The organism is Bradyrhizobium nivariense, assembly GCF_029846695.2.
Taxonomy (GTDB): Bacteria; Pseudomonadota; Alphaproteobacteria; order Rhizobiales; family Xanthobacteraceae; genus Bradyrhizobium.
This window is the reverse complement of sequence record NZ_JARWCR020000035.1, coordinates 71,151-88,849: the sequence shown is the minus strand read 5'-3', so window position 1 is coordinate 88,849 and position 17,699 is coordinate 71,151. Positions and strand designations below refer to the sequence as shown.

Sequence of the window (17,699 nt, the reverse complement as noted above, 5' to 3'; positions counted from 1 at the left end):
GGGTGGGGGTGTCTCCGCAATGAACAATCCCAATGTGGAGAGAGCCCCCACCCGGCGCTTCGCGCCGACCTCCCCCGCAAGCGGGAGAGGTGCAGCGAGCGCGTGGTTGCAACTGAGCGTCACTCCGCCAGCGCGTTGTACTTCTTCAGCGAGGCCTTGAGGTCCGCGAGTGCTGCGTCCGGGTCAGTGCCGGCCTTCTTGGCGCCATCGGACCAGGTCTTGACCAGCGGCTCGGCGGCCTTCTTCCAGGCGGCGGTCTGCTCGGGTGTCAGCTTGTAGACTTCGTGACCGGATTCCGCCTTGACCTTGTCGATGCCGGCGTCCTCGAACTTGCCCCAGTACTCGCCGACCATGCCCGCCATCTCGATCGTGCAGTTCTTGTCGATCGCGGCCTTCTGCTTGTCGGACATCGCATTGTACTTGTCCTTGTTGATCACGAACACGAAGGTCGTGGTGTAGAGCGGCGCCTCCATGTCGTACTTGGTCACCTTGTCGATGCCGAACAGCACCAGCGAGCCCCAGGGGAAGGTGACGCCGTCGGCGACGCCGCGCTCGATGATGTCGCGCACTTCGGGCGCGGAGGACTGCACATTGGTGCCGCCGAGCGAGGTGACGAAATTCGCCATGGTGGCGTGGGCGGGGCGGATCTTCAGGCCCTTCACGTCCTCCGGCATCACGATCTTCTTGGTGCGGGAGTGGAACGAGGACGGCGAGTGGACGAAGGCGAGGCAGTATTTGACGTCCTTCATCTCCTTCTCGGCATATTTGCGATACCAGGCGTCGAGCCCCATCGAGCCGCCCTTGGCATCCGAGATCAGGAAGGGCAGCTCGCCGGCGCCGACGATCGGGAAGCGGCCGGGCTGGTAGCCGGGATTGACATAGGTGACGTCGGCGATGCCGTCGCGCGCCATGTCGTAATGGTCGAACGCCTTGCCGAGCTGCTGGGCCGGAAATACCTTGCCCTTGATGGTGCCGCCGGAATCCTTCTCGACCGCGGCCGCCCAGTCCTCCAGCGATTTCTGCAGGGGATGCGAAGCCGGCACCCAGTGCGAGATCTTCAAATCGAAGGTCTTGTCCTGCGCGAACGCAGGGTTCACGCTTGCTGCCAGCAGCAACGCCAGACAGGCTTTCCTCATCACGCGTCTCTCCCTCTTTTGACGGCGGGCTTCGATGGCCCGGTCTCGTTAATTAACATGTTATCTAATTGGCCGGCGCGTTCAAGCCGGAAACTGGCGCGGCGTGCCGCCGCGCACTCCCCTTTTTGCCCAACCGTTATATGATATAATTATCGTGCGCGGACGGCTGCGACAAGCGAGCCGCGCCGAAAGCCTACAGGATCGGAAGGAGCAAGTATTGCGGACAAAAGTCGCAATCATCGGGGCAGGGCCGGCCGGATTGTTGCTTGGGCAACTGCTGCACGGTTACGGCATCGACAATGTCATTCTGGAGCGGCAGAGCCCGGACTATGTGCTCGGCCGCATCCGCGCCGGCCTCCTGGAGGAGGGAACCGTCGCGCTGCTCGACCAGATCGGCGCCGGCGCGCGGGCGCATGCCGAAGGCCTGCTGCATGAGGGGATCGAGCTCGCCTTTTCCGGCCGCCGTCACCGCATCGACATGAAGGCTGCGACCGGCAAGACGGTCATGATCTACGGCCAGACCGAGGTCACGCTCGATCTTATGAATGCGCGCAAGGCCGCCGGTCTCACCACGGTCTATGAGGCCAAGGACGTGCAGCCGCAGGATTTCGACAGCGCTCACCCGCGTGTCACCTACGCCAAGGACGGCGTCACCCACACGATCGATTGCGATTTCATCGCCGGTTGCGACGGCTTTCACGGCGTCAGCCGCGCCAGCGTTCCGGCGTCGGCGATCGAGGAATTCGAGCGGGTCTATCCGTTCGGCTGGCTCGGCATCCTCTCCGATACGCCGCCGGTCAGCCACGAGCTGATCTATTCCAACCACGCCCGCGGCTTTGCGCTGTGCACCATGCGATCGACCAAGCGCAGCCGTTACTATGTGCAGTGCGCGCTCGACGACCATGTCGACCATTGGCCCGACGACCGCTTCTGGGATGAGCTCAAGCGCCGGCTCGACCAGGAGGCCGCGGACGGCCTGGTCACGGGACCCTCGATCGAGAAGAGCATTGCGCCCCTGCGCAGCTTCGTCGCCGAGCCGATGCGCTTCGGCAGGATGTTCCTGTGCGGCGATGCCGCCCATATCGTGCCGCCCACCGGCGCGAAGGGGCTGAACCTCGCGGCCAGCGATGCGCATTATTTGTCGAGCGCGCTCCGCGAGTTCTACGACGAGAAATCCAGCGCCGGGATCGACGCCTATTCCACCAAGGCGCTGGCGCGGGTCTGGAAGGCCGTGCGGTTCTCGTGGTGGATGACCTCGATGCTGCACAAATTTCCCGACACCGGCACCATCGGCGCCCGCATCCAGCTCGCCGAGCTCGACTACGTCACGCAGTCGCAGGCCGCGATGACGTCGCTGTCGGAGAACTATGTGGGGCTGCCGTTTTAGAGGCACGCTGTCATCACCCGCGAAGGCGGGTGATCCAGTATTCCAGAGGCGGCGCGTGGTTCGGCGCCCCTGGACCTGAACCCCGGCGAAGCCTTGGCGTAGCCGGGTCGCGGGGCATGACAGTCGTCGTGGGACGACGGCGCCGCCCATTTCAAACACCCGCGCAGATTCCGTTTAAAACTTTGTAGGTGATGCATCCGTCACGTCCATCGCGTTCAATGGCCGCAGCCACCAACGCGAGACAGACATGGCCAGCACCGACATTCCCGCCGGCTTCGAGCCGCATTTCCGCAAGGCGCCCCTCACCGATCCCTGGGAGCCGCTTTACTCCAGGAAAACCGACAGGGCCGTGTTCATCGGCCTGCGCCTGGCCAAACCGCACACCAATGCGCGGGGGCTGATCCATGGCGGCCTGATCGCGGCGTTGGCCGATGCCGCCATGGGCTACAGCTGCGCGCAGGCGACGGGCTGGACCACGTCCTTTGTGACGATCTCGCTCTCGATCGATTTCGTCGGCGCGGCCGAGATCGGCCAATGGCTGGCGGTCGAGAGCGACGTGGTCAAGACCGGCAGCACGATCTGCTTCGCGCAGTGCCTCGCGAAGGCCGACGACGGCGTGATCGCGCGGGCCAGCGGCACCTTCCGCGTGGTGCCGAAGAAGGGGTGACCTTCTCGTGCCCCGGACGCAGCGCAGCGCCCCTTCGGCGGTGCGCTGCAGAGCCGGGGCCCATCCATCCGCAGCTCACGCTCTGGCCCTCTGGGTCCCGGCTCTGCGCAGCAACGCCTAAAGCGCGGTCACGCGCGTCTTTGACGCGCTATGGCGTTGCAGCGCGTCCGGGACACAGGCACCGTCACCCAAACCTCCACTCCGCGGTCTCCACCACGAGATCGATGAATGCGCGTACCTTGGCCGAGAGCAGGCGCGAGGTCGGGTAGACAATGTGGATCGGCAGCGCCGGCTGCTCGTATTTCGCCAGCACGATTTTCAGTCGCCCGCGCTTCAGCCCCTCCGCGGCCTGGTAGGCCAGCACGCGCGTCACGCCGCCGCCGGCCTCGGCATATTGCAGGGCGACGTCGGCGCTGTTGCTGGTGAAGCGCGGGTTTGGCGTCACCTCGATGTCGCGGCCGTCCTGTACGAAGCGCCAGCTGGCGGATGGACCGAACGCGATGGTCTGGTGCGCGAGCAGTGCTTCGGGCGTCTTCGGCTCGCCATGACGCTTCAGATAGCCTGATGTCGCCACCGTGATCCGCCGCATCTCGCCGACCTGGCGCGCGACCAGTGAGGAGTCGGCGAGATGGCCGATCCGCACCGCGACGTCGACGGCGTCTTCCACGAGATTGACGAGGTTGTCCGACAGCCGCAATTCGCAGGCGACTTCGGGATAACGCTTGAGGTAGGCGGTCATGACAGGCCCGACATGGAGACGGCCGAAGCCGACCGGCGCCGACACCACCAGGCGTCCGCTCGGCCGGTTGCGCTCCTCCCGCGCCGAGCCGTCGGCCTCCTCGACATCAGCCAGGATGCGACGCGCGCGTTCCAGATAGCGCGTGCCGACGTCGGTGAGCCGCACCTGCCGGGTGGTCCGCTGCAACAGCCGCGCGCCGAGATGCTCCTCCAGCGCCGCGATCAGCCGCGTCACCGCCGAGGGCGACAGCCGCAGTTTTCGTGCCGCCGGCGCGAAGCCACGCAGGTCGGCAACGGTGACAAAGACATGCATGGCTTCAAGGCGGTCCATGACATTATTGCATATATCGCAATGATGAAGTGTCAAGCGGGCAGATTGTTTTGGTCGCTGGAAGGTCCATCTTCACGGGTGAAAGACGCAGGGATGCGCCGGGATTTCAGGAGATGTTCCGATGACGGCAACTCAGACCTACGCCAGCGACGTGGCGTTCACGCCGGCGGTGAAATCGATCCAGACCCGAAAGGGATCACGCGAAGGCTATGCTCTTGCCGAGCAGCGCGGTTGGCGCACCGAGGTCGACGAGAACATCGCGGCGTTCCTGGCTGACGCCAACAGTTTCTATTTCGCCACCGCCTCGGCCGATGGCCAGCCCTACATCCAGCACCGCGGCGGCCCGAAGGGGTTTTTGAAGGTGCTGGACAAGCAGACGCTGGCTTTCACGGACTACGCCGGCAACCGGCAATACATCACGCAGGGAAACCTGTCCGAAAATCCCAAGGCCTACCTCTTCGTGATGGACTACGCTCATCGCCGCCGGGTGAAGATCTGGGGCGAGGCGCGCGTGGTCGAGGACGACGAGGCGCTGACGCAGTCGCTGATGCCGAAAGGCTATCGCGCGCGACCGGAGCAGGTGATCCTGTTCAAGATCGCGGCGTGGGACACCAACTGCCCGCAGCACATCCCGCAGAAGTTCGACGCTGGCGATGTTGCGGCGGCGCTGGCGGCAAGGGACGCAAGGATCGCGGAGCTTGAGGCGGAGGTGGCGGCGTTGAAGGGGGAGAAGTCGAGCTGAGCGATGTCCCCGTGGGCAGAGCTATCGCTGTATCCCCGGCTCTTGCCCCGCGACCCGGCTACGCCAAGGCTTCGCCGGGGTTCAGGTCCAGGGGCGCCGAAGCTTTAGCGAAGGCGGCAGGCGGGGCATCCAGTACGCCGCGGCGTCTCGGTTCCAGCACAGCGGTCTCTGGAATACTGGATCGTCCGCCTTCGCGGACGATGACGGGTGAGTTTGAGGAAGCAGGTCTACAACCCGCTCGCGCCTTCGTGCTGGAAGCCGAGATAGCTGGCGGCGACGCGCTCATTCGCGGCGATGTCGCTGGCCTTGCCGCTGAGCACGAATTCGCCGAGCTCCATCACGTAAGCCTGGTCCGCGATCTTGAGCGCGGCCTGCGCGTTCTGCTCGACCAGCAGTACCGAGACGCCGGAGGCTCGCAGTTCGGTGACGATGCGGAAAATGTCGGCGACGATGATCGGGGCGAGGCCGAGGCTCGGCTCGTCCAGCATCAAGAGCTTGGGCTCGCCCATCAGCGCGCGGCCCATCGCGAGCATCTGCTGCTCGCCGCCGGAGAGCGTGCCGGCGAGCTGCTTGCGCCGCTCCTTCAGCCGAGGAAACAGCGTGTAGACCCGCTCCATCGACGCTTTCGCCTTGCTTCTTTCGATGCGGAAGGCGCCAAGCTCGAGATTGTCCTCGACATTCATGGTCACGAACAGCTCGCGGTGCTCGGGAACGAGACCGAGCCCCATCGCGACGCGGTCCTCGATATCGAGCCGTGCGAGGTCCTGGCCAGCAAAGGCGACGCGGCCCTTCAGCGGAAAAATGCCCATGATGGCCGAGAGCAGCGTGGTCTTGCCGGCGCCGTTGGCGCCGACGATGGTGACGATCTGGTTCTGGCCGACTTCGAGCGAGACCGAGCGCACGGCCTCGACCTTGCCATAGGCGACGTGGGCGTCGGCGACGGACAACAGCGCGCTCATGCCGCCACTCCGAGATAGGCCTTGATCACTTCGGGATTGGTCTTGATCGTGGCGGGCGTTCCTTCCGCGATCTTGGTACCGAAATCGAGCACCACGATGCGGTCGGCGAGGTTCATCACGAAGCCCATGTCGTGCTCGACCAGCAGCACGCTCATGCCGCCGTCGCGCAGCTCACGCAGCAGCGCGGCGAGCCGCTGCTTCTCCATGTGGCGCAGGCCGGCGGCCGGCTCGTCGAGCAGCAGCAGCATCGGATCGACGCAGAGCGCACGGGCGATTTCGACGATGCGCTGCTGCCCGAGCGACAGCGATCCTGCGAGCTGAAGCATCTGCTCGCCAAGGCCGACGCGTTCGATCTGGCGGGCGGCTTCGGCGAGCAGCTTTGCCTCGTCGGCGCGGTCCAGCCGCAGCATCGAGGAGATCGGCCCGGAATGGCCGCGCAGATGGGCGCCGATCGCGACGTTCTCCAGCACGGTCATATCAGGCACCAGCTTGACGTGCTGGAAGGTGCGGGAGATGCCGAGCTTGACGATCTCCTGCGGCGGCGCCTTGTCGACCTTGTTGCCGAGCACCGAGATCGAGCCTGAGGTGGCCGACAGCACGCCGGTGATCAGGTTGAAGGTGGTGCTCTTGCCGGCGCCGTTCGGGCCGACCAGCGCGACGATCTCGCGGGCCTGGACGTCGAAGGAGACGTTGTTCACCGCGACCACGCCGCCAAATTGCTTCCGCACCTTCTCGACCTGGAGCAGCACGCTGGATGGGCCGGGCGAGCGGGTGCGCTGCTCCAGTATCAGCGAGGTGTCCGGCTTCTTGCCATTGGTGCGCTCGGGCAGGAACGCCATCAGCCAGGGCCAGACGCCGCCGGGTGCGAGCTGGAGCAGCGCCACCAGCATGATGCCGAACACGATGGTTTCAACCTGGCCGGAGCCCGGCAGGATCAGCGGCAGGTAACTCTGCAGCACTTCCTTCAGGACCACGACGAGCGCCGCGCCCAGGACGCCGCCCCAGACATAGCCCGCGCCGCCGACCACGGCGATGAAGAGATATTCGATGCCGGCCTGCGCGCCGAACGGGGTCGGGTTCACCGCCCGCTGAAGATGCGCGTAGAGCCAGCCGGAGAGGCCGGCGAGCACGGCGGCATGGATGAACACCAGCATTTTCGCCCGCGGCGTGTGCACGCCGAACGCTTCGGCCGCGACATGGCCGCGCCGGTGCGCGCGGATGGCGCGGCCGGTGCGGGAGTCCAACAGGTTCATCGTGAGCAGGGCCGAGACGATCACGGCAACCCAGATCGCGTAGTAGATCGAGCCGGGCGAGAGCATTTTGAACGAGCCGATCGACAGCGGCGGGATCGCCGAGATGCCGTCGTTTCTCCCTAAAAATTCCAGCTTGCTGAAGAGATAGAACAGGCCGAGTCCCCAGGCGAGCGTGCCAAGCGGCAGATAGTGGCCGGAGAGACGGACCGTGACGAGGCCGAGCAGCACCGCCAGCAGGCCGCTGACCACCAGCGACAGCGGCAGCGTCAGCCAGGGCGACACGCCGTAGGCCGTCGACAGCACCGCGGTGGTGTAGGCGCCAAAGCCGACGAAAGCCGCTTGTCCAAACGAGGTCAGGCCGCCGACGCCGGTCAGCAGCACGAGGCCCATCGCGACGAGGGCGGTGAGGCCGATGTTGTCGAGCAGCACGATCCAGAACGGGGGCATGCCCGGAACAAACGGGATCGCCGCCATGAGAAGCGCGAAGATGAGGATGGGGAGCCGGCTCTGCATCTTAGCGTCAGTCCTTCTCTTCCTCGACCGCGGGGGCAGCGAGCGAGCGCAGCAGCAGCACGGGGATCAAGAGCATGAAAACGATGACCTCCTTGTAGTTGGAGGCATAGAAGGACGAGAACGCCTCGACGATACCGACGAACAGCGCCGCGACGGCGGTGAGGGGGTAGCTGACAAGGCCGCCGATGATCGCGGCGACAAAGCCTTTCAGGCCGATCAGGAAGCCCGAGTCGTAATAGAGCGTCGTGATCGGCACGATCATGATGCCCGACAGCGCGCCGATGACGGAGGCCAGCAGGAAGGCGATCTGCCCGGACAGCGTGGTGCGGATGCCGGAAAGCCGTGCGCCGAGCCGGTTCACGGCGGTCGCGCGCAGCGCCTTGCCGTAGAGTGTCAGCCCGAAGAACAGCCAGAGCCCGACGATGAAGGCGATGGTGATGCCATAGACCGTGATGCTCTGGCCGGTGAAGCGCAGCGCGCCGGCGGTAAAAGAGCCGGACAGCACGGCAGGTCCGCGCTGGCCCTCGGCGCCGAAGAACAAAAGGCCAAGTCCCTGCAGCGCGAGGTGGACGCCCACCGATGCGATCAGCAGCACCAGCACGGAGGTATGCGCCAGCGGCTGGAACGCGACGCGGTAGAGAAACAGGCCGATCATCGCCACGATCACCAGCGACAGCGCGATGCAGACCGCAACCGGCGGCTTCTGGGCGGCGAAGTAGACGGTCAGCGCCAGCACGATGGCCGGCAGCACGATGTTGGTGAGGACGCTGCGCAGGACCAGGCGCCCGTGCAGCGCCTTGCGCGCCGCGAACAGGTCGAACGCGAAGGCGCCGATGCCCAGGGCGAGCGCGAGTTTTGCCGTACCCGGCATCTGGCCCGCGGCCAGCGACGCATAGGTCAGCGCGCCATAGGTGACGAATTCGCCTTGTGGGATGAGGATCACGCGGGTGACGGCGAACACCAGCACCAGCGCGAGGCCGAGCAGCGCATAGATCGCGCCATTGGTGATGCCGTCCTGCAGCAGGAACAGCATGATGGTGGTATTCAAGACCGGACGCTCCCCTCAAAGATTAAGAACCGGTCCCCCGATTGTGGTGGACGGTCCGCTCACAGCCATTGAAAAACGCTGACGATATTTGATATGGTCCATAACAATTATCAAATATAACATCAAGAGTGGCGAACAATCCTCCCGAACTTAACGGGATTGCGAGCATGAGGCGATGACCGTTTCGAAGACCGCTGAAAAGTCAGCTGAAAAACCTGCGGAGGCGGCCAGGGGCCGCAAGGACGCGGCCGAAGGGCCTGGCGAAGCGCTCCAGCTCGGCGAGCTCTCGGAGCAGCTCGGCTATGTGCTGAAGCGGGCGCAGCTCAAGGTGTTCGAGAACTTCCTGCGCTGCATGGCCTCGCTCCAGCTCACGCCGGCGCAGTTCTCCGTGCTGCTGCTGGTCGAGAAAAATCCGGGCCGTAACCAGACCGAGATCGCCTCCACCCTCGGCATCCTGCGCCCGAATTTCGTCGCGATGCTCGACAATCTCGAGAGCCGCGACCTCTGCGCGCGGATCCGCTCCACCAACGACCGCCGTTCGCACATCCTGGTGCTGACCGACAAGGGCAAGGCCGTTCTGGCCCGCGCCAAGAAGCTGGTCGCCACCAAGCACGAGGCCCGGCTGAACGAGCTGCTCGGGCAGTCCAACCGCGAAGCCCTGCTCGGAATGCTCTCGAAGATCGCCAACGAGTTCTGAAAGGCCGTGCTCTGGTCCGGCTGTCATCGTCCGGCTTGACCGGACGATCCAGTATTCCAGAGGCCGCGGTGGGATACGGATGGGCCGCGGCGTACTGGATTCCCCGCCTGCCGCCTACGCTAAAAGCTTCGGCGCCCCTGGACCTCAACCTCGGCGAAGCCTTGGCGTAGCCGGGTCGCGGGGAATGACAGCGACGCCGGGGTAGGCTCCCTCAATCCACCAAAATCACCCGGATGTCGTTGACGTTGGTCAGCGTCGGGCCCGGCAGCAGCAGGTCGCCCGTCGCCTCGAAGAACGTCGTCGCGTCGTTGTTGTCGAGATAGGCCTGCGGCTCGAGCCCCTGCGCCTGCATCTTCGCGAACGTCGCCGCGTCGATCAGCGCACCGGCGGGATCGGTGGGGTTGCCGGCGCCGCCGTCGGCGCCGTCGGTGTCGCCGGCGAGCGCGGAGATGTTGGGCGTGTCCTTCAAGAGGCCGGCGAGCGCCAGCGCGTATTCCTGGTTCGGGCCGCCGCGCCCCTGGCCGCGCACGGTCACCGTGAGCTCGCCGCCGGAGAGGATGGCGACGCGCTTGCCCTGTGCGCGCGCCTGGAGCGCACGCTTGGCGTGATCGGCGGCGACGTCGCGCGCTTCTCCCTCGAGGTCGGCGCCGAGATCGATCGTCTCGTAACCGGCCTCGTGCGCGAGTTTCACCGCTGCTTCGAGCGATTGCTTTGGCCGCGCGATCAATTCGAAATGCGCGCGCGCAAAGGCGGCGTCGCCCGGCTTGCAGCTTTCGTTGGCGGGATTGTCGAGCGCGCGGCGCACCGCATCGTCGATGTCGAGCTTGTACTTGGCGACAATGCCGCGCGCATCAGCGAGCGTGGTCGGATCGGGCACGGTGGGGCCGGACGCAATCGCTGAGGGGTCGTCATGCGGCACGTCGGAGATCGCGAGCGTCACGATCTCGGCGGCATTTTTGCCGGCGCGCGCCAGCCGCCCGCCCTTGATCCGCGACAGATGCTTGCGCACGATATTCATCTCGCCGATCGGCGCGCCGGAGCGCAGCAGCGCCTTGTTGACCGCCTGCTTCTGCGCGAAACTGATGCCGTCCACCGGTGCGATCCAGTTCGCCGAGCCGCCGCCGGTGAGCAGCACCAGGAGCAGGTCGTCGGGTCCGGCCTCGGCTGCGAGCGCGAGCGTGTCGGCCGCGCCCTTCAGGCCGGCTTCGTCAGGCACGGGATGACCGGCTTCGACCACGCGGACGCGGCGCGTCGGCACGCCGTAGCCGTGGCGCGTGGTGGCGATGCCGACGATGCGCTCCGGTGCGAGCCCGAGCGTGCCGAGATAGTGCCGCTCGGCGGCGGCGGCCATCGCGGCCGCGCCCTTGCCGGCGGCGAGGCAGATCACGCGTCCCCTCGGAGCGGGCCGCAGGTGCGGCGCCAGCACCGTGCTGGGATGGGCGGCGGCAACGGCGGCGTCGTAGAGCGCGCGGAGCAGGGGGCGTCGGTCGGTCATGACGAAAAGCCTTGAGCGGACAGAAGAGACTGGCGGCAAACGCGCCGCTCACCTGCCTACCGCATCATGCGCCAAAGCGTAAGCGGGCTTTACCATCATTCGATTGTGCAATCGCGTGATCATAATCGACCCGCAAGCAAAAACCCCCTGCGCGCGATCAGCGCAGGGGGTTTTCATCGTCGTGGGTGTCAGCGCGGCTAACCGCCGACGTCGGCGCTGATCACGTCTCCGAACAGCTCCCACTTCTCGCCCTTGAACTTCTCGAGTTGAAGCTGGCTGATCGGCGCGAAATCGGTCGGCGAGGTGTTGATCTTGACGCCCGGCAGCAGCGCCTCGGTGCGGAAGTCCTTCAGGCTCGCCGCCTGCTTCATGATGTTCTCGCGCGTGAGATCGTCACCGCACTGCTTCAAGACCTGAACCAGCGTCTGTGCCACGGCATAGCCGACGATGGTGCCCTTATCGAGCTTGTCACCTTCGGGGAAGTATTTGCCCATGAACGCCAGAAAGTCCTTCATGCCGGGATCGTTGGCCCATTCGGGATCCGACACGTCCTTCAGATAGTCGGCCGAGATGATGTCCTGGCCGTTCTCGAAGCCGGCGGGCTTCATCACGCTGCCGACGGAGGCGGAGACGTTGTTGAGGAAGTGCAGAGGCTTCCAGCCGATCTCGGCATTCTTCTTGATCGCCTGCGCTGCGAATTTCGGCGTCGTGATGTTCATGAAGACGTCGGCGCCGGTCGACTTCAGCTTGACGATGTGGTTGTCGATGGTCGGCTCCGACGTCTCGTAGCTCTCTTCCATGACGATCATCGACGCGGCCTTGGTCCCCAGGCCGTCCTTCAGGCCCTTGAGATAGTCCTTGCCGTAATCGTCGTTCTGGAACAGCACGGCGATCTTGGCGTCAGGCTTGTTCTTCAGCAGCCACTTCGCATAGATCTGCGTCTCGCTCTGGTAGTTGGGCTGCCAGCCCATGGTCCAGGGGAAGTTCTGCGGATCGTTCCACTTGGTGGCGCCGGTCGCGACCAGGAGCTGCGGCACCTTTTTCGAGTTCATGTATTTGTGGATCGCCGTGTTCGGCGGCGTGCCGAGCGAGTTGAAGATGAACAGCACCTCGTCGCTCTCGACCAGCTTGCGCGCCTGCTCCACCGTCTTCGGCGGCGAATAGGCGTCGTCATAGGAAATGAAGTTGATCTTGCGGCCGTTGATGCCGCCCTCGTCGTTGATCTTCTTGAAATAGGCGGCTTCGGTCCGCCCGATGATGCCGTAGGCGGAGGCCGGTCCGCTGTAGGGCATGATGTTGCCGATCTTGATCTCGGTATCGGTCGCGCCGGTATCGTATTTCTTCTGTGCCGATGCAGTGGAGGCCGAGGCTGCAATGAGCGCAAGCGCCAGTGACGCGGCCGCAAATTTGCCGGTGACAGCGGGCATTCCTATCTCCCTATTTTCTTGGTGTGTGTGCGTCATTCTTTTCCTGGGTTTCTTGGCGACGCGGCAGCAATTGAATACGATTTGCGTTGCAGCATCAAGAAAAAGCCCCTGCGACGACGTCGCAGGGGCTGCTTCTTTAGTAGTCACCTCTTTTGGTAGTCACCCTGGGGCTGTGCTGTCCTCAGCCGCTGACGTCACCGCTGAGGACGTCGCCGAACAGCTCCCAGCTTTCTCCCTTGAAGCGCATGAGCTGCAACTGGGACAGCGGAGCAAAGTCGGTGGGGCCCGTATTGGCCTTGATGCCCGGCAAGAGGCCGGCAGGTTCGAAGTCCTTGATGCTGGCCGCCTGCTTCATGACGTTCGCACGCGTCAGATCGTCACCGCACGCCTTGAGCACGTGCACAAGGCCCTGGGCGACGATGTAACCGTACATCACCGCCGAATCCGCGCGGTTGGCTTCGGGATAGTATTTGTCGAGGAACTCATTCCAGGCCTTCATCGCCGGATCGTCCTTCCACTGCGGATCGGTCGGATCCTTGTAGTAGTTCGAGGAGACGATGCCCTGCGAGGCCTCGAAGCCGGCCGGCTTCATCACGCTGCCGATCGAAACCGAGACGTTGTTGAGAAAGTGCATCGGATGCCAGCCGATCTCGGCGTTCTTCTTGATCGCCTGGGCGGCGAATTTTGGCGTGGTGATGTTGAAGAAGACATCGGCGCCGGTTGCCTTCAGCGTCACGATGTGGGAGTCGATGGTTGGCTCGGACGTCTCGTAGCTCTCTTCGGCGACGATCATCGAAACCGCCTTGGCGCCAAGTCCCTCCTTCATGCCCTTCAGGTAGTCTTTGCCGTAATCGTCGTTCTGATAGAGGATGGCAATCTTGGCGTTCGGCTTGTTCTGCAGGATATACTTGGCGTAGATGCGTGCCTCGCTCTGGTAGTTGGGCTGCCAACCTATGGTCCAGGGGAAGTTCTGCGAATCGTTCCACTTGGTGGCGCCGGTAGCGACGAACAGCTGCGGCACCTTCTTCGAGTTCATGTATTTCTGGATCGCGGAATTCGACGGCGTGCCCAGCGACTGGAAGATCAGGAGCACTTCGTCGCTTTCGACGAGTTTGCGCGCCTGCTCAACCGTCTTCGGCGGCGAGTAGGCATCGTCGTAGCTGATGAAGTTGATCTTGCGGCCGTTGATGCCGCCTTCCGCATTGATCTTCCTGAAGTAGGCTTCCTCGGTCTTGCCAATCACGCCATAGGCCGAAGCGGGGCCGCTATAGGGCATGATATTGCCGATCTTGATCTCGGTGTCGGACGCGCCGGTGTCGTATTTCTTTTGCGCTGACGCCGCGGTGGAAAAGGCAACAGCCAGCGCGAGGGCGGCCGCAAGGGCCCCCAGCCGCACATGCATTGCAGGCATCTTGATCTCCCTTGGTCCGTTTCAATGTGTCGTTTTTTTTGATTGGGAGCGCACGTTCGCGTCGCTCCTGCACACATTGAATACCCTTCCCGTCCGGCCAGCAAGAAAAACGCCTCCGCGAATGTCGCAGCCGGCGCAATTTGATCGATGCGGAGCGGAATCTTCCGGCTAGTGAGATTCAGTCCCTCGCGTCATTGCTTCGATCATGAGTTGCGCTGCTATTTCAGCCTGACCTCAAATTGCGCTCTGCCCAAAGAGCTCAATGGCCGAGCTCGCTCGAGATGATGTCCCCGAACAGCTCCCATTTCCGGCCCTTGAACCGCATCATCTGGAGCTGCTCGATCGGGGCGAAATTATCGGCTGCGGTGTTGATCTTGATGCCGGGCAACAATGTGTCGGGTTCGAAATCCTTCAGGCTGGCGGCCTGCTTCATGACGTTCTCACGGGTGAGGTCGTCGCCGCACATTTGCAGTACCTTCACCATGGTCTGGGCCGCCGCATAGCCGAACACCACGCCGGCATCGAGCTTGTTGGCCTTGGGATCGTATTGCGCGAGGAAGGTATAGAACTTCTTCATGCCGTCATCGGCGTTCCATTGCGGGTCGGAGCCATCCTTGGTGTAGCTCGCCGACAGGATGCCTTGCGAGATTTCGAGCCCTGCCGGCTCGAGCACGCCGCCGACCGAGGCCGAGACGTTGGAGATGATGTGGACCGGATGCCAGTTGATCTCGGCCGCCTTCTTGATCGCCTGGGCAGCAAATTTTGGCGTGGTGATGCTGATGAGGATGTCGGCGCCTGAAGCCCTCAGCTTCACGACGTGCTCGTCGATTGCCGGCTCCGAAGTGTCGTAGCCATCTTCCAGCACGATCATCGAGGCCTCGGGCCCGAGGCCGTCCTTCAGCCCCTTCAGATAGTCCTTCCCGAAATCGTCGTTCTGGTAGAGCACGCCGATCTTGCCGTCCGGCTTCTCCTTCATGATGTACTTGGCGTAGATGCGCGCCTCGCTCGCGTAGCTCGGCTGCCAGCCCATGGTCCAGGGATATTGCTTCGGATCGTTCCACTTCGAAGCACCGCTCGCCACGAACAATTGCGGCACCTTCTTCTCGTTCATGTATTTGCGGATCGCGCCGTTGGTGGAGGTGCCGAGCGAGCCGAAGATCAGCAGCACCCCGTCGCTCTCGACCAGCTTGCGGGCCTGCTCCACCGTCTTCGGCGGCGAATAGCCGTCGTCGTAGGAGATGAACGTGATCTTGCGGCCGCCGATGCCGCCCTCGGCATTGATCTTGTTGAAATAGGCTTCCTCGGCCCTGCCGATCGCGGCATAGGCGGAAGCCGGGCCGCTGTAGGGCATGATGTTGCCGATCTTGATCTCGGTATCGGAAGCGCCGCTGTCGTATTTCTTCTGCGCCAGTGCTGGGCCGCTCATCGCAGTGCACAACACGAATGCGGCCAAAGGGGCCGCAACCTGAAATCGAACGGCAGTCATCTTTCTCCCACCCCGGGCTGGATCGGCGCCGCATTGAACAAGATTGACGCGTCACGTCAACAAAAAGCCCCCGCGATCGCTCGCGGGGGCTCGTTGGCCGGGACTATCGCGTCAGCGCATTATTCCGGAGCGACGTCGCCGCTCAGGATCTCGCCGAACGGTTCCCATTTCTCGCCCTTGAAGCGCTGCATCTGGAGCTGGGAAATTGGCGCGAAATCGGTCGCGCTGGTATTGATCCTGACGCCGGGCAGCAGCGTGTCCGGCGCGAAGTCCTTCAGGCTTGCGGCCTGCTTCATGAGATTGGCGCGGGTGAGATCGTCGCCGCACATCTCCAGTGCCTTGGCCAGCGTCTGCGCTGCGCCATAGCCATAGACCACGCTGGTGTCGGTCTTGTCGGCACCAGGCACGTACTTGTCGAGGAACTCGGCCCACTTCTTCATGCCGGGGTCGTCGTTCCAGCGCGGATCGGCGCCATCCTTGGCATAGGCTGCCGACAGCACGCCCTGCGAGGCCTCAAAGCCGGCCGGCTTCATCACGCTGCCGACCGAGGCCGACACGTTGGTGATGATCTGGAGCGGCTTCCAGCTCAGCTCGGCGGTCTTCTTGATGGTCTGGGCGCCGAATTTCGGCGTGGTGTAAATCACGAGGACGTCCGGATTGGCGGCCTTGATCTTGACGATGTGTCCGTCGATCGAGGGTTCGGAGACCTCATAGCTCTCCTCCATGACGATCATGGATGAGGCCTTGGCGCCGAGGCCGTCCTTGGTGCCCTTGAGGTAATCCTTACCGAAATCGTCATTCTGATAGAGGATCGCGATCTTCGCGTCCGGCTTCTCCTTCAACAGCCATTTCGCATAGATCTGCGCTTCGCTCTGGTAGGAGGGCTGCCAGCCGATGGTCCAGGGGAAGTTTTTCGGATCGTTCCACTTGGTGGCGCCGGTGGCGACGAAGAGCTGGGGGATCTTCTTGGCGTTCAAATACTTCTGGATCGCGCTGTTCGACGGCGTGCCGAGCGGGTTGAATACGGCGAGCACCTCGTCGCTCTCGACCAGCTTGCGGACCTGCTCGACGGCCTTCGGCGGCGAGTAGGCGTCGTCATAGGTGACGAAGTTGATCTTGCGGCCGTTGATGCCGCCCTTGTCGTTGATCATCTTGAAGTAGGCTTCTTCGGTCTTGCCGATGATGCCATAGGCCGATGCCGGACCGCTATACGGCATGATGTTGCCGATCTTGATCTCGGTATCGGACGCGCCGGTGTCATATTTCTTCTGGGCGAGTGCGGCGCCGGAGCCGAGAGTGATGACCGCCGTTGCCGTGACCAGCGCAGCGGTTCGCAGTGTTCTTTCAAAAAACAATTCGGGTCTCCTTAGCTCAATTAAACGGGTTTTCAGTTCTTTCTGAGCCGGCCGACAAGTTGCTGGCCCAGGATCGCGACCTGCCTTGCGCCGTGCGGCACGAGGTAGATGACGAGGAACAGGAGTACGCCGAACACCGCGCCGGAGAGGCCTTTGGAGATGCCCTCCGCCATGTTCGGCACGAAGATGATGAAGGCGGCGCCGACGATCGAGCCGGGCAGCCAGCCCACGCCGCCGACGACCATGCCGAGGAACAGCGAGATCGCGAGCGTGATGGTGTAGCTGTCGGGCGCGACGAACTGCACCGCGATGGCGCCGAGCGAGCCGGCGATGCCGGTGATGGCGGCGGACACGCCGAAGGCCAGTGTCTTGTACAGCGCGACGTCGACGCCCATGGCGGAAGCCGCGATCTCGTTGTCGCGGATCGCCATGAAGGCGCGGCCCGAACGGGAGCGCAGCAGGTTGACCGAGAAAATGTAGATTGCGATCACGACGGCGAGCGAGAAATAGTAGAGCCACATGTCCTGCGACATCGGCAGGCCGAACGGCGCATCGGGCTTGGTGACGACGAGGCCCTGCACGCCGCCGGTCCAGTGCTCGAGGAAGTTCAGCTTCAAGAGCTGCGGCATTGCGGTGGCGAGCGCGAAGGTCGCGAGCGCGAGGTAGACGCCGGAGAGCCGCAGCGCCGGCTGCCCGAACAGGAAGCCGAAGCCGAAACAGACCACGCCGGCGATCGGCAAGGTCAGCGCGTAGTTGACGTTGAAATGCTCCATCAGCACCGCGGTCGTATAGGCGCCGACGGCGTAAAACGCGCTCTGGCCGAGCGAGAACTGGCCGGAGCCGCCGGTCAGGATGTTCAGCGCCAGCACCGCGAGCCCGTAGATCAGGAGCATCGTCATCTGGAAAATGATGAAGTTCTTGACGAAGACAGGCATGATGATCAGTGCGGCAAGCACCACCAGCGAGGTGCCGGTGCCGAGCGTCATGGCCCGCTTCGGAACGGCCTCGACCGCCTGGTGGCCTTCTGCAACGACGTCTTCTGCAGCGCTCATGA

Annotated in this window: 15 protein-coding genes; 4 read left to right on the top strand and 11 right to left on the bottom strand. The window is 63.8% G+C overall.

Features of this window, described 5'->3' with window-relative positions:
* Window positions 1–119: 119 nt before the first annotated feature.
* Window positions 120–1,136, bottom strand: a complete 1,017-nt coding sequence (locus QCM77_RS26055; RefSeq protein ID WP_279685457.1) for a TRAP transporter substrate-binding protein — start codon at window positions 1,134–1,136, stop codon at window positions 120–122.
* A gap of 217 nt (window positions 1,137–1,353) precedes the next feature.
* Between QCM77_RS26055 and pobA the strand changes: the two genes are divergently transcribed.
* Together pobA and QCM77_RS26045 are read left to right on the top strand one after the other, a co-directional pair.
* Window positions 1,354–2,523, top strand: coding sequence for a 4-hydroxybenzoate 3-monooxygenase (gene pobA, locus QCM77_RS26050; protein WP_279685455.1), 1,170 nt, complete (start codon window positions 1,354–1,356; stop codon window positions 2,521–2,523).
* A gap of 247 nt (window positions 2,524–2,770) precedes the next feature.
* Window positions 2,771–3,190, top strand: coding sequence for a PaaI family thioesterase (locus tag QCM77_RS26045; RefSeq protein WP_279685453.1), 420 nt, complete (start codon window positions 2,771–2,773; stop codon window positions 3,188–3,190).
* A 184-nt stretch (window positions 3,191–3,374) separates the two neighbouring features.
* Here QCM77_RS26045 and QCM77_RS26040 read toward each other — a convergent pair whose 3' ends face one another.
* Window positions 3,375–4,259: a LysR family transcriptional regulator gene (locus QCM77_RS26040; RefSeq protein ID WP_279685451.1), complete on the bottom strand. Its 885-nt coding sequence runs from the start codon at window positions 4,257–4,259 to the stop codon at window positions 3,375–3,377.
* 121 nt (window positions 4,260–4,380) lie between these two features.
* On the opposite strand from QCM77_RS26040, the gene QCM77_RS26035 reads away from it, so the two are divergent.
* A complete protein-coding gene (locus QCM77_RS26035) occupies window positions 4,381–5,001 on the top strand; it encodes a pyridoxamine 5'-phosphate oxidase family protein (protein ID WP_279685449.1) in 621 nt (206 codons plus the stop codon).
* A gap of 227 nt (window positions 5,002–5,228) precedes the next feature.
* Here QCM77_RS26035 and QCM77_RS26030 read toward each other — a convergent pair whose 3' ends face one another.
* The 3 genes from QCM77_RS26030 to QCM77_RS26020 are packed head-to-tail and all read right to left on the bottom strand — an operon-like array spanning window position 5,229 to window position 8,774.
* Complete coding sequence (locus QCM77_RS26030) at window positions 5,229–5,960, bottom strand: ABC transporter ATP-binding protein (protein WP_279685447.1); 732 nt, start codon at window positions 5,958–5,960, stop codon at window positions 5,229–5,231.
* Complete coding sequence (locus QCM77_RS26025) at window positions 5,957–7,726, bottom strand: branched-chain amino acid ABC transporter ATP-binding protein/permease (protein ID WP_279685445.1); 1,770 nt, start codon at window positions 7,724–7,726, stop codon at window positions 5,957–5,959. Before QCM77_RS26025 ends, QCM77_RS26030 begins: the two co-directional genes overlap by 4 nt.
* Before the next feature lie 7 nt (window positions 7,727–7,733).
* Window positions 7,734–8,774: a branched-chain amino acid ABC transporter permease gene (locus QCM77_RS26020; protein ID WP_279685443.1), complete on the bottom strand. Its 1,041-nt coding sequence runs from the start codon at window positions 8,772–8,774 to the stop codon at window positions 7,734–7,736.
* A 175-nt stretch (window positions 8,775–8,949) separates the two neighbouring features.
* Between QCM77_RS26020 and QCM77_RS26015 the strand changes: the two genes are divergently transcribed.
* Window positions 8,950–9,471 carry a MarR family winged helix-turn-helix transcriptional regulator gene (locus QCM77_RS26015; protein ID WP_279662406.1) on the top strand — a complete coding sequence of 174 codons (522 nt, stop codon included), beginning with the start codon at window positions 8,950–8,952 and terminating at the stop codon, window positions 9,469–9,471.
* A 211-nt stretch (window positions 9,472–9,682) separates the two neighbouring features.
* On the opposite strand, the gene QCM77_RS26010 is transcribed toward QCM77_RS26015, so the two are convergent.
* From QCM77_RS26010 to QCM77_RS25985, 6 genes are all read right to left on the bottom strand, one after another.
* Window positions 9,683–10,966: a glycerate kinase type-2 family protein gene (locus tag QCM77_RS26010; RefSeq protein ID WP_279685441.1), complete on the bottom strand. Its 1,284-nt coding sequence runs from the start codon at window positions 10,964–10,966 to the stop codon at window positions 9,683–9,685.
* Between the two features lie 197 nt (window positions 10,967–11,163).
* Window positions 11,164–12,393: an ABC transporter substrate-binding protein gene (locus tag QCM77_RS26005; protein ID WP_279685439.1), complete on the bottom strand. Its 1,230-nt coding sequence runs from the start codon at window positions 12,391–12,393 to the stop codon at window positions 11,164–11,166.
* A gap of 181 nt (window positions 12,394–12,574) precedes the next feature.
* Window positions 12,575–13,804, bottom strand: a complete 1,230-nt coding sequence (locus tag QCM77_RS26000; RefSeq protein WP_279685437.1) for an ABC transporter substrate-binding protein — start codon at window positions 13,802–13,804, stop codon at window positions 12,575–12,577.
* A gap of 259 nt (window positions 13,805–14,063) precedes the next feature.
* Window positions 14,064–15,290, bottom strand: a complete 1,227-nt coding sequence (locus QCM77_RS25995; protein WP_279685435.1) for an ABC transporter substrate-binding protein — start codon at window positions 15,288–15,290, stop codon at window positions 14,064–14,066.
* A gap of 119 nt (window positions 15,291–15,409) precedes the next feature.
* Entirely contained in the window at window positions 15,410–16,645 is a 1,236-nt protein-coding gene (locus tag QCM77_RS25990) for an ABC transporter substrate-binding protein (protein WP_279685434.1), read from the bottom strand.
* A gap of 32 nt (window positions 16,646–16,677) precedes the next feature.
* Window positions 16,678–17,697, bottom strand: a complete 1,020-nt coding sequence (locus QCM77_RS25985) for a branched-chain amino acid ABC transporter permease (RefSeq protein WP_279662412.1) — start codon at window positions 17,695–17,697, stop codon at window positions 16,678–16,680.
* Window positions 17,698–17,699: the final 2 nt, after the last annotated feature.

What these genes read in the sequence shown, in the direction of transcription:
- QCM77_RS26055 (WP_279685457.1), bottom strand. Translation starts at nt 1,136, where the DNA reads ATGAGGAAAGCCTGTCTGGCGTTGCTGCTGGCAGCAAGCGTGAACCCT.
- QCM77_RS26045 (WP_279685453.1), top strand. Translation starts at nt 2,771, where the DNA reads ATGGCCAGCACCGACATTCCCGCCGGCTTCGAGCCGCATTTCCGCAAG.
- QCM77_RS26040 (WP_279685451.1), bottom strand. Translation starts at nt 4,259, where the DNA reads ATGGACCGCCTTGAAGCCATGCATGTCTTTGTCACCGTTGCCGACCTG.
- QCM77_RS26035 (WP_279685449.1), top strand. Translation starts at nt 4,381, where the DNA reads ATGACGGCAACTCAGACCTACGCCAGCGACGTGGCGTTCACGCCGGCG.
- QCM77_RS26030 (WP_279685447.1), bottom strand. Translation starts at nt 5,960, where the DNA reads ATGAGCGCGCTGTTGTCCGTCGCCGACGCCCACGTCGCCTATGGCAAG.
- QCM77_RS26025 (WP_279685445.1), bottom strand. Translation starts at nt 7,726, where the DNA reads ATGCAGAGCCGGCTCCCCATCCTCATCTTCGCGCTTCTCATGGCGGCG.
- QCM77_RS26015 (WP_279662406.1), top strand. Translation starts at nt 8,950, where the DNA reads ATGACCGTTTCGAAGACCGCTGAAAAGTCAGCTGAAAAACCTGCGGAG.
- QCM77_RS26010 (WP_279685441.1), bottom strand. Translation starts at nt 10,966, where the DNA reads ATGACCGACCGACGCCCCCTGCTCCGCGCGCTCTACGACGCCGCCGTT.
- QCM77_RS26005 (WP_279685439.1), bottom strand. Translation starts at nt 12,393, where the DNA reads ATGCCCGCTGTCACCGGCAAATTTGCGGCCGCGTCACTGGCGCTTGCG.
- QCM77_RS26000 (WP_279685437.1), bottom strand. Translation starts at nt 13,804, where the DNA reads ATGCCTGCAATGCATGTGCGGCTGGGGGCCCTTGCGGCCGCCCTCGCG.
- QCM77_RS25995 (WP_279685435.1), bottom strand. Translation starts at nt 15,290, where the DNA reads ATGACTGCCGTTCGATTTCAGGTTGCGGCCCCTTTGGCCGCATTCGTG.
- QCM77_RS25985 (WP_279662412.1), bottom strand. Translation starts at nt 17,697, where the DNA reads ATGAGCGCTGCAGAAGACGTCGTTGCAGAAGGCCACCAGGCGGTCGAG.